Source organism: Pseudomonas siliginis (genome assembly GCF_024072275.1).
Classification (GTDB): Bacteria; Pseudomonadota; Gammaproteobacteria; order Pseudomonadales; family Pseudomonadaceae; genus Aquipseudomonas; species Aquipseudomonas siliginis.
Map to the genome: position 1 here is coordinate 4,559,144 of NZ_CP099598.1, position 22,371 is coordinate 4,581,514.

The following is a 22,371-nucleotide window of genomic DNA, read 5'->3' on the forward strand; positions in this document are numbered from 1 at the left end:
AAGGATGCGAAGCTGACGTACTGTAGAGCTCTGCTCTAACAAAACCGCTCGCCTGAATCAGGTGGGCGGTTTTTTTATGGATGAATAACTAACCAAAAAGACAAACATTAGCTAGCTACTTATTAGCCAGCATAGTTTCATCGCGCCGATAAAAAACCCGAGAGTGTGCACACTGCTCGGGTTCTATATTAGTTGCTGACTGCCAAGCCAACTTCAAAGACGCTTACTGCGTGGCAGATTCCTGCACTACACGTATAACCCTCTGCGGAAATGGAATATCAATGCCCGCAGCCTTCAAACGATCACGCGCCTGTTCATTGAACATGAACATCACGTCCCAATAGTCCGCAGTTTTAACCCATACGCGCAGGGATACAGTGATCGAACTGTCGCCCAATGTCGAAATCACTGCCTGTGGCTCCGGGTCCTGCATGACGCGGGGATCCTTGGCCAGATCCAGCAATACCTGACGGGCCTTCTGCAGATCCGCTTCGTAATCCACTCCGACATCAAACACGACTTTGCGGGTTGGCTGACGGTTGGTGTTGGTGATGATGCCGTTCGACAGGTTGCCGTTGGGCAGGATGATGGTCTTGTTGTCGCCGGTACGCAGCACGGTGTGGAAAATCTGGATGCTGTCGACGGTACCCGCCACGCCCTGGGCTTCGATCCAGTCACCGATGCGGAACGGGCGGAACAGCAGAATCAGTACGCCGCCAGCGAAGTTCGCCAGGCTGCCCTGCAAGGCCAGACCGATCGCCAGACCCGCAGCACCGATAGCCGCGACGAACGAGGTGGTTTCGACGCCGATCATCGACGCGACGCTGACAATCAGCAGCACCTTGAGAATGATATTGGCCAAGCTGCTGATAAAGCCTTGCAGCGCGAGGTCGGCATTGCGCAGAGCCAGCAGACCGCCGAGTTTTTGCGTGACCTTGTTGATCAGCCACCAGCCGATGGCCAAGGTAATCACTGCCAGCAGTACGCGGCTGCCGTATTCCATGATCATCGGGATCCACGCCTGGGACGCCTTGACCAGGTGGTCCACTTCAGCATTCAAATCCATGTTCTATCTCCTGATTTCCGGCTTCCCGGGGTGTATTCAAAACAACTGTGGGAGCGAGCCTGCTCGCGAAAGCGTTGTGTCATTCAGCAATAAATTGACTGACACATTGCATTCGCGAGCAGGCTCGCTCCCACACAGTCACAAAACAAGCTTAGTCGCGGAAGTTGTTGAACTGCAGCGGCATGCCGAATTCCTTGGCACGCAGGGCCGCGATGGCTTCCTGCAAATCGTCGCGCTTCTTGCCAGTGACACGCACCTGCTCGCCCTGAATGGCGGCCTGGACCTTGAGCTTGGCTTCCTTGATGTGGCCGACGATTTTCTTTGCCAGCTCTTTGTCGATGCCTTCCTTGAGGATGGCGTCCTGCTTCATCAGTTTGCCCGAAGCGTAAGCATCCTTGACCTCAAGGCACTGCACGTCGATCTTGCGCTTGGTCAGCGCCAGCTTGAGGATTTCGATCATCGCTTCGAGCTGGAAAGCAGCTTCGGCGGTGAGGCTGACGGTCAGGTCTTTTTCCTTGAACTCGAAGCTGCCCTTGCCTTTCAGGTCATAACGACGATCGAGTTCCTTCACGGCGTTCTCGACCGCGTTGGTGAGTTCGTGTTTGTCCAGTTCGGATACCACGTCGAACGACGGCATGTAATCTCTCCAATAAAAGGCGCGCTCGATGTGGATGGAGCGCGCTTGGCTTGCGGTTAAAATCGGGCTCATTATAACGGGTCTTTTCCTACCGATACGGCGAGCCTCACATGCCTGCAAGCAATCGAGCAAAAAACTGATGTCGACCACCTGGCATGTACTCGGCGCCGGCAGCCTCGGCACACTCTGGGCGACACGTCTGGCCCGGGCCGGCTTGCCTGTGCAACTGATCCTGCGCGATGCCGCGCGCTTGCACAGCTACGAGGCAGTGGGCGGCTTGACCCTGGTAGAAAACGGACAAGCTCATACCTATGCAGTTCCCGGCGAAACCCCGGACAGCCCCGAGCCAATTCGCCGTTTACTGGTCGCGTGCAAGGCCTATGACGCCGAAGAGGCCGTCGCCCGCCTCGCTTCACGCCTCGCTCCGGACGCCGAACTGATCCTCCTGCAAAACGGCCTTGGCAGTCAGGACGCCGTGGCCGCGCGGGTACCGCAAGCGCGCTGCATCAGCGCGTCCAGCACCGAGGGCGCGTTCCGCGATGGCGATTGGCGCGTGGTGTTTGCCGGTCACGGTTTCAACTGGCTGGGCGATGCGGCAAATCCGCTGGCGCCGGTCTGGCTGGACGATCTGCAAGCGGCGAACATTCCCCATGAATGGAGCGCTGACATCCTCACCCGACTGTGGCGCAAACTGGCGCTGAACTGCGCGATCAACCCGCTGACCGTGCTCCACGATTGCCGCAACGGCGGGCTGAGCGAGCATCACTGCGAAGTTGCCACACTCTGTGCCGAATTGACCGAACTGCTCGAACGCTGCGGCCAACCCGCTGCGGCGGACAATCTGCAAGCGGAAGTCGAACGAGTGATCCACGCCACCGCCGCCAATTACTCTTCGATGTATCAGGACGTCGCCAACCAGCGCCGCACCGAGATCAGCTATCTGTTGGGCCACGCCTGCAAAGTTGCCGAGCGCCATCAGTTGAACCTGCCGCATCTGCAGCAGTTGCAGCAACGCCTGATCGCTCATCTGCACAAGCGTGGATTGCCCAGCGACTGAGCAGCCGCTAGGCTGACGACTTGTTCCCCTGCTGCGATAAACCTGATGCCATTGCGCCAGCGCCTTGAAAACCTGCCGGTCGGCCAGAAACTGCTGGCCGCCCTGCTGGTGTTGTTGACCACGGTTCTGCTCGTCGCCAACCTGACCTTTATCAGCGCCGCCTACTACATTTCTCAGGAAAGCATGGCGCCACAAGCCCTGCAGACCATCGGCCGGCTGATCGCCAATCCGAGTCTGGTCAGCGATGCGCTGGAGTCGCCGCGCAGCGCCGAGCGCCTGCTCAAGGAACTCGACAGTTATTCACCGCTGCGCGCCGCCGCCCTGTATGACGGCAAGGGTGAACGCCTGGCGCAAGTGCAGCGCGGCGAAAAACTCAGCCTCCCCGAGCGCTACCGCCATGTCGAAGCCTGGCAACTCACCGAGTTTCGCAGCAATCAACTGATCACCCTGCCCCGCCCCGGCGCCGCACCTGGGCATCTGTTGCTGGTGGCCAGCAGCGAACTGCCGATGGCGTTCTACACCGGCACCCTGACCGCCAGCCTCGGCATCCTGATCTTCAGCGTCTTGCTGTGGCTGGTCATCGCCCGGCAGATCAAGCGCCTGATTACCCGGCCGATTCATCAGCTGGAGGAATTGTCCCGGCAGGTCACCCGCGAAGAGAACTACGCCCTGCGCGCCGCGCGCGGCAACCACGACGAAATCGGCAGTCTGGCCGAGGCGTTCAACACCATGCTTTCGCGCATCGAAGCCCGCGAGCAGCAATTGAAACGCGCCCGCGACGACTCGCAGGCCGCCTACGATCAGGCGCAGGGGCTGGCCGAGGAAACCCGCCACACCAACCGCAAACTGGAACTCGAAGTCCAGGTGCGCAGCAAGATCGAGAAGAAGCTCACCGGCTTCCAGAATTACCTCAACAGCATCATCGACTCGATGCCGTCGGCGCTCATCGCTCTCGACGAGCAGCTTTACGTCACTCAATGGAATCAGGAAGCCAGCGCCCTCTCCGGCACGCGCCTGGATGAGGCTTTGAACCAACCGATCTTCCTCGCCTTCGAACCGCTGAAACCGTTTTTGCCGCAGCTCAAGGCCACTGTCGAACAGCACACCGTGGCTAAAGTCGATCGGGTGACCTGGTTCAAGGACGATGAACCCAAGCATTACGCGCTGACGTTTTACCCACTGATGGGCGGTGCCGGGCGTGGCGTGGTGATCCGTATCGACGACATCACTCAGCGTCTGTCGCTGGAAGAAATGATGGTGCAGTCGGAGAAGATGCTCTCGGTCGGTGGCCTCGCGGCCGGCATGGCCCATGAAATCAACAACCCGCTCGGCGCGATCCTGCACAACGTGCAGAACATTCGCCGGCGTCTGTCGGCGGATCTGCCGAAGAACATCGAGACTGCCGAACAAATGGGCATCGAACTGGACACTGTGAACCGCTACCTGCAAGGCCGCGAAGTCCCGCAACTGCTCGACGGCATTCAACAGGCCGGCGCCCGCGCAGCGAAAATCGTCACGCACATGCTCAGCTTCAGCCGCCGCAGCACCCGGCAAATGGCGCCGTGCGATCTACCGGCGCTGATCGATCAGGCCGTTGAGATCGCCGGCAACGATTTCGATCTGGCCATCGGCTTCGACTTCAAGGGCCAGGCGATCATCCGCCAGTTCGACCCGGCACTGGGTCCGGTGCCGGGCACCGCCAACGAACTGGAACAGGTGCTGCTCAATCTGCTGAAAAACGCCGCGCAGGCGATTCATCAGCGCGAAGACGACAGCGAGCCGGGCCGGATCATTTTGCGCACCAGGCTGAATCCGCCATGGGCCGAGATTCAGGTCGAGGACAACGGCATCGGCATGAGCGAGAACGTGCGCAAGCGCACTTTCGAGCCGTTCTTTACCACCAAGGAAATCGGCCAGGGCACGGGGCTTGGTCTGTCGGTGTCGTACTTCATCATCACCAACAATCACAAAGGCCAGATGGAAGTGCAGTCGGCGCCCGGCCAAGGCACCTGTTTCACGCTGCGTCTACCGCTGGTGCAGCCTGCGCCATTGACCACCGAAACCAATTCACTACCGAGGTAACCCATGGGCTTTCGCTTGTCGAAGATCTACACCCGCACCGGCGACAAAGGCGAAACCGGCCTCGGTGACGGCCGTCGCGTCCCCAAGGATCACCCGCGCATCGAGGCGATCGGCGAGGTCGATACGCTGAACAGTCAGGTCGGCGTGTTGCTCGCCGGTTTGCTCGCCGAGCGCGAAGTGCATCCGGCGCTGAATGAAATCATCGAAGTGTTGGCGCCTTGTCAGCATCGCCTGTTCGACCTCGGTGGCGAACTGGCGATGCCTGAATATCAGGCACTGAACGAGGCTGAAATCGAGCGTTTGGAAGCGGCGATTGATGTGTGGAATGAAGAGCTGGGGCCGCTGGAAAACTTCATCTTGCCGGGTGGTTCGATGTTGATTGCGCAGGCACATGTCTGCCGCAGTCTGGCGCGCAGTGCCGAGCGGCGCTGTCAGCATTTGAATGCGCTGGAGCCGTTGGCCGGGGTTGGCCTGGCGTATATCAATCGGTTGTCGGATTTGCTGTTTGTTGTGGCGCGGTTGATTGCGCGGCGGCAAGGGGTGGCGGAGATTTTGTGGCAGCCGGCTGCGAAACCTGGAGGAAAGTAGCGCCTGTCAGGGCGCCTTCGCGAGCAGGCTCGCTCCCACATTTGACTGCATTCTGACTGGAGAAATGCAATCCACTGTGGGAGCGAGCCTGCTCGCGAAGAGGTCGGTAGCCCTTACACTGGATCAGGCCAGAACGCCCGAATCCCCGCGACACCCTGAGCCCCAGTACCCCAAGCCTTCTCGCGCTCCGCCGGCCCTACTCCACCGAGCAGAAACACCGGTTTACTGAAACCGTCAATCAACGCCTGTGCCTGCTCCCACCCCAACGGCTGCGCATCCGGGTGCGTCAACGTCGGCTGCACCGGCGACAGAGTGACGAAATCAACGCCCATCTGCTCGGCCAGCGCCAGCTCTTCAGCGTCATGACAGGACGCCGCGAGCCAGCGCTCAGCCGGCAACGGACGTCCTGCCGCTGCGTATTTACGCAGTTGGGCAGCGGTGATGTGCCATCCGGCAGACGGGAAATCACCGAGCCATTCGAACGGCCCTTTGATCATCAACTGCGCCTTGCCGGCGCACAGGCCCACCGCATCCACCGCCAGATCCCGGTATTTCGGGTCGTAGCCGTTGGGTGCGCGCAGCTGGATCAGTTTGATGCCTCCGGCAATCGCCTTCTGGATGCCGCGCAACAAGGCCGGGCCTTCCAGATCTTCGGGAGTGATCAAGTATTCGGCAGGCAAGCGCGCCGCCGCGACGATCGGCTGATTGGCCGCCGGAAACTCATAGTCAATCAATTCCCTGGCAGTGACCCAGGCCAGTGGCTGGCCTTCAGCGCCGTGGGGTTCGCCACTGAACGCCGAGACTTCCCAGACATCCAGCAAGACCTGTTTGTCCGGGTAATCGTGGCGAACCTTGATCAGCGGCCGGGCAGCGTCAACGACGATGCCCAGCTCTTCGTGCAGCTCGCGAGCCAGCGCCGATTCGACCGATTCGTCAGCCTCGACCTTGCCACCGGGAAATTCCCACAAGCCGCCTTGATGCTGGGTGTCGGCACGGCGGGCGATAAGGATTTTGCCGGCGCCGTCACGAATGACGGCAGCGGCGACGTGGACGCGTTTCACGGGTTCAATTCCTCCAGTCCAGCCTTTTGCCACGCTTTGAAGGCGGGCCATTGGTAGATGGTTTCAACATAAGCTTCGTCGACCGCCGGCAGCTTCACCTGATAGGTGCGCAAGCGCACGGCGATCGGCGCGAAAAAGGCATCGGCAAGGCTGACACGACCGAACAGGTACGGCCCCTCTTCCGTCGCTGCCGCGCGGCATTCGGCCCACAGCGCGAGCATGCGTTCGATATCGACCTTCACTTCTGGCGGCACCGGGTTCAGCGGTGCGTCCTGGCTCAGGTTGAACGGCATGTGGTTACGCATGGCGAAGAAGCCGCTGTGCATTTGTGCGCAGGCCGAGCGGGCCTGGGCGCGGGCAAAGGTATCGCTCGGCCAGAGTTGCTCGGACGGAAACTGCTCAGCGAGGTACTCAGCAATGGCCAGCGAATCGGCGATGGTGCCACGGGTGGTTTGCAGCAGCGGCACCTTGCCGGTCGGCGAGTGCTTGAGCAGGCGCTCGCGGGTGTCGGGTTTGCCGAGCTTGATCAGCTCTTCGCTGTAGGGTGCGCCGGTCAGGTCCAGCGCCAGTGCCGCACGCAGGGACCAGGAGGAAAGCAGTTTGTCGCCGATGATCAGGTGCAGGGACATGGTGTGGCGCCTTTTCGTCAGGGAAACAATCCAGAATGTCTGGCGTCTGGTCGTCCGTCATCGCGGGCAAGCCCGCTCCCACAGGTTTTGGTGGTGTACACGGCATTTGTGAACGACCGCAATCACTGTGGGAGCGGGCTTGCCCGCGAAGAGGCCGGCAGCCCACTCCCACACCTTGAATCAAGTACGGTATTCAGCGTTGATCTTCACGTACTCATGCGACAGGTCGGTGGTCCAGATGGTTTCGCTGCAATCGCCACGGCCCAGTTCGATGCGGATGGTGATTTCTTCCTGCTGCATCACTGCCGAGCCCTGGGCTTCAGTGTAGGTCGCTGCGCGAGCGCCACGGCTGGCGATGCACACGTCGCCGAGGAACACGTCGATCTTGCTCACGTCCAGATCCGGCACGCCGGCACGACCCACGGCAGCGAGGATACGGCCCCAGTTCGGGTCAGAGGCGAACAGCGCGGTCTTGATCAGCGGCGAGTGGGCCACGGTGTAACCGACGTCCAGGCATTCCTGATGATTGCCGCCGCCATTCACTTCAACGGTAACGAATTTGGTCGCGCCTTCGCCGTCACGCACGATGGCCTGGGCGACGTCCATGCACACTTCGAACACCGCTTGTTTCAGCTTGGCGAACAGCTCGCCTTCAGCGCGGGTGATCTCAGGCAGAGCGGCCTTGCCAGTGGCGATCAGCATGCAGCAATCGTTGGTCGAGGTGTCGCCGTCGATGGTGATGCGGTTGAACGACTTGTTGGCGCCGTCGAGCATCAGGTTGTGCAGCACCTCGCGGGAGACTTTGGCGTCGGTGGCGATGTAACCCAGCATGGTCGCCATGTTCGGGCGAATCATGCCGGCGCCTTTGCTGATGCCGGTGACAGTGATGGTCACGCCGTCATGCTCGAACTGGCGGCTGGCGCCCTTGGGCAGCGTGTCGGTGGTCATGATCCCGGTGGCCGCGGCTTCCCAGTTGTTCTCCGACAGATCATCCAGCGCGGCTTGCAGTGCGCCTTCGATCTTCTCGACCGGCAGCGGCTCGCCGATCACGCCAGTGGAATACGGCAGAATCTGGCTGGCATCGACGCCGGTCAGCTCGGCCAACTTAGCGGTGGTGCGCTCGGCAGCCGCCAAGCCAGGCTCGCCGGTACCGGCGTTGGCATTGCCCGTGTTGGTCAGCAAGTAACGCACGGCATTGTGCACGCGCTTTTTCGCCAGGATCACTGGTGCGGCGCAGAACGCGTTCAGGGTGAACACGCCAGCCACGGTCGAACCTTCAGCACAGCGCATCACCACTACATCCTTGCGCCCCGGGCGCTTGATGCCGGCCGAGGCGATACCGAGTTCAAAACCGGCAACCGGGTGCAACGTTGGCAAAGGACCAAGACCAACAGCCATGAATGCGCTCCTTACTCAATGATGTCAGCACCGCCACGGGAAAGGACGGTGGGATAAATGGCAAAACGCCGCGACGGCAGGAGCCGGTCGCGGCGCGGGGTGTTCAGCGATTGAAACGGGTTTTACTGGATCTGCCCGTGGCAATGCTTGTATTTCTTGCCCGAACCGCAGTAGCACAGTTCGTTGCGGCCCAGCTTCTGCTCGTTGCGCACCGGGGCAGCGGCGGTGGCCAGTGCCACATCGACCTCCTCACCCAGCGCTTCCGGCTGATCCAGCCCAGGCGCTTCGGCGTGTTCGAACTGCATGCGCGCCGCCAGTGCTTCGGCTTCCTGACGCAGGCGTTGCTCTTCGGCTTCCGGATCTTCGCGACGAACCTGAACATGCGAGAGCACGCGGATCGAGTCGCGCTTGATCGAATCCAGCAGCTCGGAGAACAGCGTGAAGGATTCGCGCTTGTATTCCTGCTTCGGGTTCTTCTGCGCATAGCCACGCAGGTGAATGCCGTGACGCAGGTGATCCATGGTCGACAGGTGGTCTTTCCACAGGTCGTCCAGTACGCGCAGGACGATCTGCTTCTCGAACGAGCGCAGCGCCTCAGCACCGGCCTGATCTTCTTTCTCGTTGTACGCCGCCATCAGCTCGGTCATGAGCTTCTCGCGCAGGGTTTCTTCGTACAGGTGATCGTCTTCGTCGAGCCATTGCTGGATCGGCAGTTTCACGCCGAAATCGCTTTCGATCGACGCTTCCAGACCGGCCACGTCCCACTGCTCTGGCAGCGATTGCGGCGGAATGTGGGCACTGACGGTAGCGTTGAGCACGTCCTGACGGAAGTCGGCGATGGTCTCACCGATGTTGTCAGCGGCCAGCAACGTGTTACGCATGTGATAGATCACTTTACGCTGTTCGTTGTTGACGTCGTCGAACTCGAGCAGTTGCTTACGGATGTCGAAGTTGCGGCCTTCAACCTTGCGCTGCGCCTTCTCGATCGCGTTGGTCACCATACGGTGCTCGATCGCTTCGCCCGGCTGCATGCCCAGGGCTTTCATGAAGTTCTTCACCCGGTCAGAGGCGAAGATGCGCATCAGGCTGTCTTCCAGCGACAGGTAGAAGCGGCTCGAACCGGCATCGCCCTGACGGCCGGCACGGCCACGCAGCTGGTTGTCGATACGGCGCGATTCGTGACGCTCGGAAGCAATTACCTGCAAGCCGCCGGACTCCAGCACTTGCTGGTGACGCTTCTGCCAGTCGGCCTTGATCTGCGCGATCTGCTCAGGAGTCGGGTTCTCCAGCGAAGCGACTTCCACTTCCCAGTTGCCGCCCAACAGGATGTCGGTACCACGACCGGCCATGTTGGTGGCGATGGTCAGAGCCCCCGGACGACCGGCCTGAGCGATGATCTCAGCTTCTTTTTCGTGGAACTTGGCGTTGAGAACCTTGTGTTCGATGCCTTCTTTGACGAGCAATTCGGACATGTGCTCGGACGTCTCGATGGTCGCGGTACCCACCAGCACCGGACGACCGGCGGCCATGCTTTCCTTGATGTCCGCGACGATCGCCGCGTATTTCTCTTCGGCGGTGAGGAACACCAGGTCGTTGTAGTCTTTACGCGCCAACGGTTTGTTCGGCGGAATGACCATGACTTCCAGACCATAGATCTGGTGGAATTCGAACGCTTCGGTGTCGGCGGTACCGGTCATGCCGGACAGCTTGGTGTACAGACGGAAGTAGTTCTGGAAAGTGGTCGAGGCCAGGGTCTGGCTCTCAGCCTGGATGTTCAGACCTTCCTTGGCTTCGATAGCCTGGTGCAGGCCTTCGGACAGACGACGACCCGGCATGGTACGACCGGTGTGTTCGTCGACCAGTACGACCTGACCGTCCTGCACGATGTATTCGATGTTGCGATTGAACAGCTTGTGCGCACGCAGACCGGCGTAGACGTGGGTCAGCAGGCCAAGGTTGTGCGCCGAGTACAGGCTCTCGCCTTCGGCCAGCAGGCCGACGCGGGTGAGCATTTCTTCGATGAACTGGTGACCGGCTTCGTTGAGTTCGACCTGACGGGTCTTTTCGTCAACGGTGTAGTGGCCGGCCTTGGTGACCTGGCCTTCGACTTCCTCGACGTGCAGTTCCAGCTGCGGGATCAGTTTGTTGATCTCCATGTACAGCTTGGAGCTGTCCTCGGCCTGACCGGAAATGATCAGCGGAGTACGCGCTTCGTCGATGAGGATGGAGTCGACTTCGTCGATCACGGCAAAGTTGAGTTCGCGCTGGAATTTTTCATCCATGCTGAACGCCATGTTGTCGCGCAGGTAGTCGAAACCGAATTCGTTGTTGGTGCCGTAGGTGATGTCGGCGGCGTAGGCGGCACGCTTTTCTTCCGGCGGCTGGAACGGCGTCACGACGCCGACAGTCAGGCCGAGGAATTCATACAGCGGACGCATCCAGTTGGCGTCACGGCGGGCCAGGTAGTCGTTCACGGTCACAACGTGCACGCCCTTGCCGGACAGTGCGTTGAGGTAAACACCCAGGGTGGCCACGAGGGTCTTGCCCTCACCGGTGCGCATTTCGGCAATCTTGCCTTCGTGCAGAGTCATGCCGCCGACGAGTTGCACGTCGAAGTGGCGCATGCCCATCACACGCTTGCCGGCCTCGCGGGCTACGGCGAAGGCTTCAGGCAACAGCTTGTCGAGGGTTTCCCCTTTGGCGATACGGGCCTTGAACTCGGCGGTCTTGGCGCGCAATTGATCGTCCGAAAGGGCCACCATTTGCTCTTCGAAGGCATTGACGAGCTGCACCGTCTTGAGCATGCGTTTGACTTCACGCTCGTTCTTGCTTCCAAAAAGTTTCTTTAACAAAGGCGCAAACATATCGGCAGGATCTTCCACACTAAAGGGATGGAGGGCGGCCCCGTGAGTCGCCCGTGCAGCCCTCATGGCCGCATGCGAACGAGCATTCTACCCGGAAACGGTGGTGAGGAAAGTGGCGATGTTCCACGATGCTGGCACTGCGCTTTGACGGGGCTCACTTAAAATAGGGGCGTTTTGCTCAACTTCAACCCGTCGGGGGAAAGAAGTCAGGCGTTGATTTAATGAGCAAATCAGGGACAAAAGCAATGGGCCAGAGGTTCCGCAGCTTTCTGCTACCATGGCGCCTCTGTGACTTTCAGGTGTTCGATCATGGCGTTTCGCCCTCTCACGGCCAGAGCACCCGCCGTTCTGTTACGTGAAGCCAAACCGCTCAAAGCCATCCTCGGCCATGCCCAGCGCCTGGAGCATTTGCAGCGTCTGCTCGAAAGCCAGCTGCAACCGGCCGCCCGCGAGCATTGCCGCGTGGCCAAGTGGCGCGAAGGCGAGCTGTCACTGGTGGTCACTGACGGCCATTGGGCGACGCGCCTGCGCTATCAGCAGAAACGCCTGCAACGGCAACTGCAACTGTTCGAAGAGTTCGCCAACCTGACGCGGATCAAATTCAGCGTGCGCCCGCCGATCGTGCAGCATCGGGCAGTTGGGCACTCGATGGATCTGTCCAGCAGTGCGGCAGAGACGATTCAGTCGACGGCCGACGGGATCAGCGATCCGGGATTGCGCGCGGCGCTGGAGCGGCTGGCGGCGCATGCCAAGGGGAAAGCCTGAAGCAAAATCAAAAGATCGCAGCCTTCGGCAGCTCCTACAGAATGAATGCATTTCAACTGTAGGAGCTGCCGAAGGCTGCGATCTTTGCTTTTAGCGGCGCTTGCTGCCGCCGAGCAGCGACCCCATCAACCCGCGCACCAACTGCTTGCCAAGGTTATTGGCCGCCTGGCGCATCGCCGATTTCAGCGCCTGCCCTGCCGCCGTGCCGAGGAATTCGCCAGCGCGGTCAGCCAGGCTCGGCTCTTCGGCCGCAGCTTTGCCCGCTGGTGTTTCAGCCTCGGGCGCCAGCCCTTTGCGTCCCATCAGGATTTCATAGGCCGACTCGCGATCGATCGGCTTGTCATAACGGCCCTTGAACGGCGAGCCGGCGATCAGCACGGTGCGCTCGGTTTCAGTCAGCGGGCCGATCCGCGATTGCGGCGGTGCCACCAGCACGCGCTGGACCATTTCCGGCGTGCCCTTCTCGGTCAGCGTGCCGACCAGCGCCTCACCAATACCTAACTCAGTCAGCACCGACAGACTGTCGAACGCCGGATTCGGCCGAAAGCCATCCGCAACCGCACGCAGGGATTTCTGCTCTTTGGCGGTGAACGCACGCAGACCGTGTTGAATACGCAAGCCCAACTGCGCCAGCACGTCATCCGGCAGATCCGCCGGCGACTGGGTGACGAAATACACGCCAACGCCTTTGGAACGAATCAAACGCACCACTTGCTCGAGCCGTTCTTGCAGAGCTTTGGGCGTGTCGCCGAACAGCAAGTGCGCCTCGTCGAAAAACAGCGCCAGCAGCGGCTTGTCGGCGTCGCCGCGCTCGGGCAGTTGCTCGAACAACTCGGCCAGCAGCCACAGCAGGAACGTTGCGTAAACCTTCGGCGCCTCGTGCACCAGCCGACTGGCATCGAGCAGATGGATACGTCCACGGCCATCGGCGCCCGGTTGCAGAATGTCTTCGAGTTGCAGCGCCGGCTCGCCGAACAGGGCTTCGGCGCCCTGCTGTTCCAGCGTCGCCAACCGGCGCAACAGTGCCTGGCTGGAACCGGTGGTCATCAGCGCGGCGTCTTCGCCGAGCAACTGTGGATTGTCCTTGAGGTGATTGAGCAGCGCTTTCAGATCCTTGAGATCCAGCAGCAACAGCCCTTCGCGATCCGCCACCTTGAAGGCCGCGTACAGCGCCGACTGCTGACTGTCGGTCAGCTCGAGCAGGCTGCCGATCAGTAGCGGACCCATTTCGCTCAGGGTGGTGCGCAGCGGATGACCGGATTCACCGTGGATGTCCCACAGCGTGACGGGATAAGCCTGCGGCGTGTGACCAAGCCAGGGCATGCCGGCGATGCGCTCGGCCACTTTGCCCTGCGGGTTGCCGGCAGCACCGAGGCCGCACAGGTCGCCCTTGATGTCGGCAGCGAACACTGCCACACCGGCGTCGCTGAACGCTTCGGCCAGGCGCTGCAACGTCACGGTTTTACCGGTGCCGGTGGCGCCGGCGATCAGGCCGTGGCGGTTGGCCAGGCGCATGGCCTGAGCGATGGGTTGCGCGGCCGGATCAGCGCCGATAACGAGTTGCGAGGAGTCAGGCATTTTCTCACCCAATGGTTAATCTTTGATGACACATGGCCGATACATAAATTGGACAGACCCGCCAGAAAACCGGGTCGGACATTTCCCTAAGGAGAGCCGGAAATATCAATTTTTCAACCTTGCCCATAGTGCGCGTCTCTATCAAAGCACGCCCAGGACATTAAGACCTTAGCGGAACCCCAAGCCATGAACAAAAACCTGCGCTTCAGCCATAAGATTTTGCTTGCCGCCGCTCTCATCGTCATTGCCGCTTTTGCCTCGTTCACGTTGTACAACGACTGGCTGCAGCGCAATGCGATCCGCGATGATCTGAACAACTACCTCAATGAAATGGGCGAGGTCACCGCCGGCAACATCCAGACCTGGCTCAGCGGGCGCATTCTGCTGATCGAGAACGCCGCGCAGAACATCGCCATCAACCCGGAACCTGCCACGGTCGCCAGCCTGCTGGAACAGAAAAGCCTGACCTCGACGTTCATGGCCACCTACCTGGGCGATGCCACTGGCCACTTCACCATCCGCCCGGACGTGAAGATGCCGGACGGTTTCGATCCGCGCGTACGCCCTTGGTATAAAGGTGCCGAAAGCAGCAGCACCTCGACCCTGACCGAACCCTACATCGATGCGGCCACCGGCCAGTTGATCATTTCCATCGCCACCGCGTCGAAAAAGGCCGGGCAGAGCGTCGGCGTGGTCGGCGGCGACCTAAGCCTGCAATCGCTGATCGACACCCTCGCCGCGCGGGATTTCGACGGCATGGGCTATGCGTTTCTGATCAGCGCTGACGGCAAGATCCTCGTCCACCCGGACAAGGCCCTGGTAATGAAGTCGCTCAAAGAAGCCTACCCGCAGGACACGCCGCGCATCAGCAGCGATTTCAGCGAAGTGAGCGTCGACGGCAAAACCCGCATCGTCACCTTCGCTCCGATCAAAGGCCTGCCGTCGGTGAACTGGTACATCGGTCTGTCGATCGATAAAGACCAGGCCTACGCGATGCTCAGCGAATTCCGCACCTCAGCGGTAATCGCAACCATTATTGCCGTGGTAATCATCATTGCCCTGCTCGGCATGCTCATCCGCCTGCTGATCCAGCCGCTGCACGTGATGACCCGCGCCATGGAAGACATTGCCGACGGCGAAGGCGACCTGACCAAACGCCTGAACATCGTCAATAACGATGAATTCGGCATCCTTGGCACCGCGTTCAACCGCTTCGTCGAGCGCATTCACGGCTCGATCCGCGAAGTGTCCTCGGCCACCGGCCAGGTCAACGAGGTCGCCCTGCGCGTGGTCGCTGCGTCGAACTCGTCGATGTACAACTCCGACCAGCAAGCCTCGCGCACCAGCAGCGTTGCTGCCGCGATCAATCAGCTCGGCGCCGCCGCCCAGGAAATCGCCCGCAACGCCGCGCAAGCGTCGAATCAGGCCAGCGACGCCCGGGGTCTGGCCGAAGATGGACAGCAAGTGGTGGAGCGCAGCATCAAAGCAATGAACCAGCTGTCGAGCATGCTCAGCGCGTCGAGCACCAACATCGAGTCGCTGAACAGCAAGACCGTCAACATCGGCCAGATTCTCGAAGTGATCACCAGCATTTCCCAGCAGACCAACCTGTTGGCGCTGAACGCGGCGATCGAAGCGGCACGCGCCGGTGAGGCCGGTCGTGGTTTTGCCGTGGTGGCCGACGAAGTGCGCAACCTCGCGCACCGCACTCAGGAATCGGCCCAACAGGTGCAGACCATGATCGAGGAGCTGCAAGTCGGCGCTCGAGAATCGGTGAGCACCATGAGCGACAGCCAGCGCCACAGCCAGGACAGCGTCGAGATCGCCAACCTCGCCGGCGAACGCCTGAACAGCGTGACCCTGCGCATTGGCGAGATCGACGGGATGAACCAGTCGGTGGCGACCGCGACCGAAGAACAAACCGCGGTGGTCGAGTCGATCAATGTCGATATCACCGAGATCAACACGCTGAACCAGGAAGGCGTGGAGAACCTGCAAGCGACGTTGCGCGCTTGTTCGGATCTGGAGCAGCAGGCTTCGCGTCTCAAGCAGTTGGTTGGCAGCTTCAGGATTTAAGCTGCGACGACTGGCCGCTTCGCGAGCAGGCTCGCTCCCACAGGGAAAATGCATTCCATTGTGGGAGCGAGCCTGCTCGCGAATATCTACCTTCCAACAAAACCCGAGTGACACCCCACCGCGCAATCCCGACCGAACATCTATTCTGGATAAAGGTCAATCAAGGGAGAACAACACAGCGGAGGGTTGCTCACCGTGCATATCGCCGACATCACCATGTTCTACGCCCCGGCCAGCGGTGGCGTGCGGACTTATCTGGATGCCAAACACCGTCGCCTTGGCGAGCGCAACGCCATTCGCCACAGCCTGCTGATCCCCGGCGCGAGACTGGGTGAACATGACGGCATTTATACGGTTCCAGCGCCCGCCCTGCCCTTTGGCAAAGGCTATCGCTTCCCGCTGCGGCTGGCGCCATGGCGAAACGTCCTGCAGGATCTGCAGCCGGATCTGATCGAAGTCGGCGATCCCTACCTCACCGCATGGGCAGCGCTGGATGCGCGGCGGCAGCTGGACGTTCCGGTGATCGGCTTTTATCACTCGGATCTGCCGCTGCTGGCGGGCAATCGCATGGGCCATTGGGTCACACCGAATGTCGAGGCTTATGTCACGCGTCTCTACGGCAATTTCGACCGCGTTCTCGCGCCGAGCCAGGTCATGGCCGACAAGCTCATCGGGCTTGGTGTACGCAATGTCCATGTGCAACCGCTGGGCGTGGATCTGCACACCTTCCATCCCGACGCCCGCGACCCCGGGCTGCGGGCCGAGCTGGGCATTGCCGAAGACACGCGCCTGCTGATCTTTGCCGGGCGCGGTTCCAAGGAGAAAAACCTGCCGGTGCTGCTCAAGTGCATGCAGCGCCTTGGTCCGCGTTATCACTTGTTGTTGGTCGGCTCGTCGATGCCTGCGGCGGTGCCGGACAACGTCAGCGTCATCGACGAATTCTGCCCGGCGCCGAAAGTCGCGCGGCTGATGGCCAGCGCCGATGCGCTGCTGCATGCCGGCGACCAGGAAACCTTCGGCCTGGTCATCCTTGAGGCCATGGCCTGCGGCATTCCCGTGGTGGCGGTGGCGGCCGGGGCGTTTGAAGAGATCGTCAACGATTCCTGCGGCCTGCTCTGTGCACCGAATAATCCGCAGGCCATGGCCAATGCTGTGCGCGAGCTGTTCAGTCGCGGCTGCGCCCGCCTCGGTCAACAGGCGCGCCAGCACGTCGAACGGCATTATGCCTGGGACACCGTGGTTGACAGCCTGCTCAGCCACTATCACGCCGTGCTCGGCCATACGCTGCCACGGGTGGCCAATGGTTGAACACATGAAAGCCGTATGTCTGGTGTTGCATGATGTGGCGCCCTCGACGTGGGCGGATTACCAGCCCTTCGTCGAGGCTGTCGATGCCTTGGGTGATGTGCCGATGACGTGGCTGGTAGTGCCGGACTTCCATCGCCACGATGCCCTTGATGCCAATCCTGCGTTTCGCCGAGTGCTCGATGCCCGTGTCGCCCGAGGCGATGAACTGGCGCTGCACGGCTACTACCACGACGATCAGGAACCCATGCCAAACACCCCGCGCGACTGGTTCATGCGCCGGGTCTACACCCATGAAGGCGAGTTTTACCGCCTGTCCCGCGAAGCTGCCCTTGCCCGCCTGCACGCAGGTCTGGACATGTTTCAGCGCTACGACTGGCCGGTGCAGGGTTTCGTCGCCCCGGCCTGGCTGATGAGCGACGGCGCCCGTCAGGCCTTGCGCGAATTACCGCTCAGTTACACCAGCGATCCGCAGCATCTTTATCGCTTGCCCGACTTCAGCGCCATAGATGCACCGGGGCTGGTGTGGAGTGCGCGCAGTGCCTGGCGTCGTGGCTTGTCGAAAATCGTCAGCGACCAGCGTGAACAGCGCTGGCGCGAGGCATCGGTGATTCGTCTGGGCCTGCATCCGGTGGACATGCGTCACCGCTTTTCTCGCGATTACTGGTTGCACACGCTGCAACGCCTGCTGGCGGAGGGACGCGTGCCGCTGACCAAGATCGACTGGCTGGCCCGACAGCGCGGTCAGCTGGAACGCGCAGCATGAAGCGCAGTCTGTTGTTGCTGATCGGCCTGCTGGCGGCGGTACTGATTCCGGTACTGCTCGGCGGCGGCGAGACCTGGTCGCGCCTGCGCAGTTTTCCGCTGAACTGGCTGTTGATCATGTTCGGCATGATTCTGCTCTGCTGGGGGATCAATACGCTGCGCTTGCGTTTGTTGCTCGGCGACCAGCGAGAAAAAGTCGCGCCCTTGAAAAGCCTCGGCGTGGTGATGGCGGCCGAGTTTGCGTATTGCGCCACGCCCGGCGGCAGCGGCGGGCCGCTGACGATCATGGCTCTGCTCGCCCGGTGCGGCGTGCGTCCGGCGCGGGGCAGCGCGGTGTTTGCCATGGATCAGCTCAGCGATCTGCTGTTCTTTCTCTGCGCACTCAGCGGGATTCTGATCTATGCGCTGTTCCAGCACCTGAGCGATCGCCTCGAGTGGCTGCTGACCGTCAGCGCCGTTTCGTTGTTTGGGGGGTTGTTCAGTTGCGTGTTGATCGCGCGTTATCACCGAGCGTTGATTCGCCTGAGCGGGCGGCTGTTGGCGGGGATGAACATCACGACAAGTACTCGCCGTCGCTGGGCGCGCAAGTTGCTGCACTTTCTCGCAGCGTTTACCGATACCTTGAAGTTGCCCTGGCAGACGCTGGTTCAGGTGTTCGCCCTGACCTGCGTGCACTGGCTGCTGCGCTACAGCGTGCTGTATCTGGCCCTGCGCGGGCTCGGCGCGGATTTGCAGTGGGCGTGGAGCTTTCTGGTGCAGATGCTCTCGCTGGGCGCCGGCCAGTTCAGTCTGTTACCCGGCGGTGCCGGTGCGGCAGAGCTGACCTCGGCTGCGCTGCTCGCGCCGATGGTGGGCAAATCCACCGCAGCGGCGGCGATCCTGATCTGGCGCGTGGTGACGTATTACTTCTATCTGCTGGTTGGCGGCCCGGTGTTCGTGTTGATGCTGGGCAAGCCGTTGCTGAAGAAGTTGATGAACGTCAGGCAGGCTTCTTAGGTTCGTCCTGCTCTTGCTGGAGCTGCTCCCAAAGTTCGGCGGCACCGGGGAATTCGGTGCCGTCGTCCGGGCTCATGTCATCCGGGTCGTAACGACTCAGGCAACCCTCGCCGAGCGTGGCGGGCGCTTTGGAAGTAGCTTTGTCCAGTGGATCGCTCATGACTTTTCCTCGGGCTCAAATGACAAGGGCCTGAGCGATTCAACGCCCAGGCCCTTGGTTTTTCAAGCGTATCGTGCTCGATCAGAACACGACTGTCTTGTTGCCGTGCACCAGCACGCGGTCTTCCAAGTGATAACGCAGACCACGGGCCAGCACCATCTTCTCGACGTCACGGCCGAAGCGCACCATGTCTTCGATGCTGTCGCTGTGGCTGACACGCACCACGTCCTGCTCGATGATCGGGCCGGCGTCCAGCTCTTCAGTGACATAGTGGCAGGTTGCGCCGATCAGCTTGACGCCGCGCAGGGACGCCTGGTGATACGGCTTGGCGCCGACGAACGATGGCAGGAAGCTATGGTGAATGTTGATGACTTTGTGCGCGTACTCGCGGCACATGTCCGGCGGCAGGATCTGCATGTAGCGCGCCAGCACCACCACTTCCGCGTCGTGCTGTTTGACCAGCCGCGATACTTCGTCGAATGCTGGTTGCTTGTCCTGCGGATTGACCGGCACGTGGTAGTAAGGGATGCCGTGCCACTCGACCATGCTGCGCAGGTCGTCATGGTTGGAGATCACGCAGGCGATTTCGCAATCCAGTTCGTCGCTGTGCCAGCGGTGCAGGAGGTCGGCCAGGCAGTGGGATTCGCGGCTGGCCATCAGCACCACGCGTTTTTTCTGCTCGGTGTCGGTGATGCGCCAGTCCATCGAGAACTCTTCGGCGATCGGCGCGAACTTCTCGCGCAATTCTTCAATACCGAACGGCAGGGAATCGGCACGGATTTCGTGACGCATGAAGAACCAGCCCACTTGATTGTCAGAGTGGTGGCTCGCTTCGGTGATCCAGCCATTATGAGAGGCCAGAAAATTACTGACTTTGGCAACGATGCCAACGCGGTCCGGGCAAGAGATCACCAGCCGAAAAGTGCGCATGAGGGGGAAACTCCAGAACTTCACAAAGGCCGCCATTCTAGCGACTGCGCAGGAAAACTGCAGTACGCATACGCGCCGGGTGGGACAAAGCATGGTCAAACGGCTTTCTGGCGCAGGTCTTACGTCAAGACAGTGACGCTTTAGCGGGGCTTTTGTCAGACAACTGTAAATATCTGTGCTGACTGCATCACATTATTTAACGGAACATTCAAAGCGCGGCTAATTCCTGTAACTCATTTAAATAAAAAGCCGATCTAAATGTTTACTTGATGAAACAGCCTGACTATTATTGCGGCACTGTCCCCTGTCATTCAGCATTCTACAAAAGGTAGTACTCATGTCCTTGATCAACGAATATCGCGCCACCGAAGAAGCCATCAAAGAGCTGCAAGCCCGTCTGAAGAACCTGTCCGAAGACGACAAACTGCAAGCCGAACTGGAATTCGAAGGCAAACTGCGCACGCTGATGGGTGAATACTCCAAGTCCCTGCGTGACATCATCGCGCTGCTGGATCCAGAAGCCAAATCCAAGGCTCCACGTGGCGGCGCAGTGAAAACTACCGGCACCAAGCGTGCACGCAAAGTTAAGCAATACAAAAACCCGCACAACGGTGAAGTCATCGAAACCAAAGGTGGCAACCACAAGACTCTGAAAGAGTGGAAAGCCAAGTGGGGCGGCGACGTGGTTGAAGGCTGGGCGACCCTGCTGGGCTAAGCCGCAACGCCTTCGCAGAGCGATCCGCGAACAAAAGAACGCCAGCTAGCGCTGGCGTTTTTTTATGCCCGCAGATTAATTACGGGTATGTTCGATTTCACAGATTCAAACGTTTGCGTAATGCCTGGACATAATTCTGCCAGTCATTGAGTACCTCTCGCTGCATTGGCGTCGCACTAAGCGACCATTGCTCTGCCGCCTCGATAAATGACTGCACGGTATTCGGCGCACCTGCCTCAGGTTGCGTAAGGCGCTGCTGACAAAATAATTTCCAGCGCTCTTGCTCGGCCACGTCCAGGGTGTCCGGAAAGTTGCGTGCTCGATATCGAAAAAGTAATTCAGGCAAACGTTCATCATCGAAAGGCCACTGCTCTTGCGCCAACTGCGCAGGATCCGCCGTTCGAACTTGTTCGCATAAACGACGATCACGATCACCGATAAATCCATCGTACAACTGCTGCTCGGGATCTTCGCTGGGAACGAAGTCTTCGCTGGCATAAATCGTCGCGACTTTATCTTTCCAGACTTGTTGTGCGTCAGTTAGTCGCACTGCCCGCTCATGATAAAGCGCCATGTCCAGCCCAAGGCGCTGCTGGTCTTGCTCGCGCAATACCGCCAACGGCGCCACTACCGGGCAACGATTGATATGAATCAGCTTGAGCGGTACCGGTAACTCACCTTCGGCCAACTCATCGCGACGGGTATAAAGACGCTGACGCAAGGCTTGCGCATCGAGGTCCAGCAACCCCTGCGGATCAAGATGCAGATCACAGACGATCAAGGCGTTGCGATTTTTCGGGTGCCAGGCCAGCGGCAACACCACGCCGACATAACTGCGTGCCGCCGAGAAACGCCCGGACACATGCACCAGTGGCTGCAACAGGCGGATCTGATCCATCACCTTCTGTTTGCTGCGCAACTGGAACAGCCACTCGTAGAGCTTGGGTTGTTTCTCGCGAATCAGCCGCGCCAACGCGATGGTGGCGCGCACATCCGACAGCGCCTCGTGGGCATGGCCGTGATCGATATTGTTAGCCGCTGTGAGGCGTTCGAGCTTGAGGGTCACGCGGCCTTCATCATCGGTCGGCCAGACCAGACCATCGGGGCGCAATGCGTAAGCGGCGCGCACCACATCAATCAGATCCCAGCGACTGTTGCCACCCTGCCATTCACGGGCATAGGGGTCGAAGAAATTGCGATACAGGCTGTAGCGGGTCATTTCGTCGTCGAAACGCAAGGTGTTGTAACCGGCGCCACAGGTCCCCGGTGCGGCCAGTTGCGCATGTACGCGAGTCATGAAGTCGGCTTCGCTCAGGCCTTTTTCAGCGAGCTGGCCCGGGGTGATGCCGGTGATCGCGCACGCCGCCGGGTGCGGCAGGATGTCCTCGCTGGGCTGGCAATAGAGATTGACCGGCTCGTCGATTTCGTTGAGCGCATGGTCGGTGCGAATCCCGGCCACCTGCAGCGGTCGGTCGTTGCGCGGATTGATGCCAGTGGTTTCGTAGTCGTACCAGAAGATTGAAGTCACGGGCGAATCCTGAACAGAAGATCGGCGAAGTCTAGGCGTTTCAGGGTTGCCACGGCCAGCCTGGTCGCCCTCGAACAGCAATTTCTCCAGATTCCTACAACTGGAATGCATTGCCCTTGTGGGAGCGAGCCTGCTCGCGAAGGCTTTCCGTCAGTTGCACATAGGCTGACT

At 60.4% G+C, this 22,371-nt stretch carries 19 protein-coding genes and 1 pseudogene; 10 read left to right on the forward strand and 10 right to left on the reverse strand.

All coding sequences use genetic code 11. The features are described from left to right. Positions 1–223 precede the first annotated feature (223 nt). Both NF676_RS20985 and NF676_RS20990 read right to left on the reverse strand, forming a co-directional pair. Positions 224–1,066, reverse strand: a complete 843-nt coding sequence (locus NF676_RS20985; RefSeq protein WP_016773492.1) for a mechanosensitive ion channel family protein — start codon at positions 1,064–1,066, stop codon at positions 224–226. Between the two features lie 151 nt (positions 1,067–1,217). Then, on the reverse strand, positions 1,218–1,703 hold the full coding sequence (locus NF676_RS20990) for a YajQ family cyclic di-GMP-binding protein (RefSeq protein ID WP_016773491.1): 486 nt from the start codon (positions 1,701–1,703) through the stop codon (positions 1,218–1,220). Positions 1,704–1,842: 139 nt separating this feature from the next. Between NF676_RS20990 and NF676_RS20995 the strand changes: the two genes are divergently transcribed. Genes NF676_RS20995 through NF676_RS21005 form a run of 3 tightly spaced genes read left to right on the forward strand, consistent with a single transcriptional unit; the run spans position 1,843 to position 5,430 of the window. After that, positions 1,843–2,760, forward strand: a complete 918-nt coding sequence (locus tag NF676_RS20995) for a putative 2-dehydropantoate 2-reductase (protein ID WP_056787896.1) — start codon at positions 1,843–1,845, stop codon at positions 2,758–2,760. A 45-nt stretch (positions 2,761–2,805) separates the two neighbouring features. Then, positions 2,806–4,842, forward strand: a complete 2,037-nt coding sequence (locus NF676_RS21000) for a sensor histidine kinase (RefSeq protein WP_056787893.1) — start codon at positions 2,806–2,808, stop codon at positions 4,840–4,842. Positions 4,843–4,845: 3 nt separating this feature from the next. Beyond that, the gene (locus tag NF676_RS21005; protein ID WP_150637464.1) at positions 4,846–5,430 is read left to right on the forward strand and encodes a cob(I)yrinic acid a,c-diamide adenosyltransferase; all 585 of its coding nucleotides are present in this window, start codon (positions 4,846–4,848) and stop codon (positions 5,428–5,430) included. 113 nt (positions 5,431–5,543) lie between these two features. On the opposite strand, the gene NF676_RS21010 is transcribed toward NF676_RS21005, so the two are convergent. The 4 genes from NF676_RS21010 to secA form a co-directional block, all read right to left on the reverse strand. Next, positions 5,544–6,491: a Nudix family hydrolase gene (locus NF676_RS21010; protein ID WP_252868160.1), complete on the reverse strand. Its 948-nt coding sequence runs from the start codon at positions 6,489–6,491 to the stop codon at positions 5,544–5,546. Then, the gene (locus NF676_RS21015; RefSeq protein WP_024014096.1) at positions 6,488–7,120 is read right to left on the reverse strand and encodes a glutathione S-transferase family protein; all 633 of its coding nucleotides are present in this window, start codon (positions 7,118–7,120) and stop codon (positions 6,488–6,490) included. Before NF676_RS21015 ends, NF676_RS21010 begins: the two co-directional genes overlap by 4 nt. Positions 7,121–7,300: 180 nt before the next feature. Further along, a complete protein-coding gene (gene argJ, locus NF676_RS21020; protein ID WP_041479803.1) occupies positions 7,301–8,518 on the reverse strand; it encodes a bifunctional glutamate N-acetyltransferase/amino-acid acetyltransferase ArgJ in 1,218 nt (405 codons plus the stop codon). Between the two features lie 122 nt (positions 8,519–8,640). Further along, on the reverse strand, positions 8,641–11,382 hold the full coding sequence (gene secA, locus NF676_RS21025; protein WP_038861039.1) for a preprotein translocase subunit SecA: 2,742 nt from the start codon (positions 11,380–11,382) through the stop codon (positions 8,641–8,643). Positions 11,383–11,691: 309 nt separating this feature from the next. Between secA and NF676_RS21030 the strand changes: the two genes are divergently transcribed. After that, positions 11,692–12,147 carry a DUF721 domain-containing protein gene (locus NF676_RS21030; protein WP_095181464.1) on the forward strand — a complete coding sequence of 152 codons (456 nt, stop codon included), beginning with the start codon at positions 11,692–11,694 and terminating at the stop codon, positions 12,145–12,147. A 90-nt stretch (positions 12,148–12,237) separates the two neighbouring features. Here NF676_RS21030 and NF676_RS21035 read toward each other — a convergent pair whose 3' ends face one another. Further along, positions 12,238–13,725, reverse strand: coding sequence for a helicase HerA-like domain-containing protein (locus tag NF676_RS21035; RefSeq protein ID WP_041480025.1), 1,488 nt, complete (start codon positions 13,723–13,725; stop codon positions 12,238–12,240). 330 nt (positions 13,726–14,055) lie between these two features. On the opposite strand from NF676_RS21035, the pseudogene NF676_RS27860 reads away from it, so the two are divergent. The 5 genes and pseudogenes from NF676_RS27860 to gpgF form a co-directional block, all read left to right on the forward strand. Next, positions 14,056–14,895: pseudogene (locus NF676_RS27860) on the forward strand (HAMP domain-containing protein); the annotation flags it as partial. A 141-nt stretch (positions 14,896–15,036) separates the two neighbouring features. Next, a complete protein-coding gene (locus NF676_RS27865) occupies positions 15,037–15,801 on the forward strand; it encodes a methyl-accepting chemotaxis protein (protein WP_425375757.1) in 765 nt (254 codons plus the stop codon). A 195-nt stretch (positions 15,802–15,996) separates the two neighbouring features. Continuing rightward, positions 15,997–17,109 (forward strand): N-acetylglucosaminyl phosphatidylglycerol synthase, encoded by a 1,113-nt coding sequence (gpgS, locus tag NF676_RS21045; protein ID WP_041480026.1) that lies wholly within the window; start codon positions 15,997–15,999, stop codon positions 17,107–17,109. After that, the gene (gene gpgD, locus NF676_RS21050; RefSeq protein ID WP_252886705.1) at positions 17,102–17,872 is read left to right on the forward strand and encodes an N-acetylglucosaminyl phosphatidylglycerol deacetylase; all 771 of its coding nucleotides are present in this window, start codon (positions 17,102–17,104) and stop codon (positions 17,870–17,872) included. The genes gpgS and gpgD overlap by 8 nt, the downstream gene beginning before the upstream one ends. After that, entirely contained in the window at positions 17,869–18,867 is a 999-nt protein-coding gene (gene gpgF, locus NF676_RS21055; protein ID WP_076563957.1) for a glucosaminyl phosphatidylglycerol flippase, read from the forward strand. The genes gpgD and gpgF overlap by 4 nt, the downstream gene beginning before the upstream one ends. On the opposite strand, the gene NF676_RS21060 is transcribed toward gpgF, so the two are convergent. Both NF676_RS21060 and purU read right to left on the reverse strand, forming a co-directional pair. Continuing rightward, positions 18,851–19,027, reverse strand: a complete 177-nt coding sequence (locus NF676_RS21060; RefSeq protein ID WP_016773478.1) for a hypothetical protein — start codon at positions 19,025–19,027, stop codon at positions 18,851–18,853. The genes gpgF and NF676_RS21060 overlap by 17 nt on opposite strands. Positions 19,028–19,108: 81 nt before the next feature. Then, positions 19,109–19,957, reverse strand: a complete 849-nt coding sequence (purU, locus tag NF676_RS21065) for a formyltetrahydrofolate deformylase (protein WP_041479808.1) — start codon at positions 19,955–19,957, stop codon at positions 19,109–19,111. Positions 19,958–20,294: 337 nt separating this feature from the next. On the opposite strand from purU, the gene mvaT reads away from it, so the two are divergent. After that, positions 20,295–20,672: a histone-like nucleoid-structuring protein MvaT gene (mvaT, locus tag NF676_RS21070; protein ID WP_016773476.1), complete on the forward strand. Its 378-nt coding sequence runs from the start codon at positions 20,295–20,297 to the stop codon at positions 20,670–20,672. 97 nt (positions 20,673–20,769) lie between these two features. On the opposite strand, the gene sbcB is transcribed toward mvaT, so the two are convergent. After that, a complete protein-coding gene (gene sbcB / locus NF676_RS21075; RefSeq protein ID WP_252886706.1) occupies positions 20,770–22,200 on the reverse strand; it encodes an exodeoxyribonuclease I in 1,431 nt (476 codons plus the stop codon). Positions 22,201–22,371 lie beyond the last annotated feature (171 nt).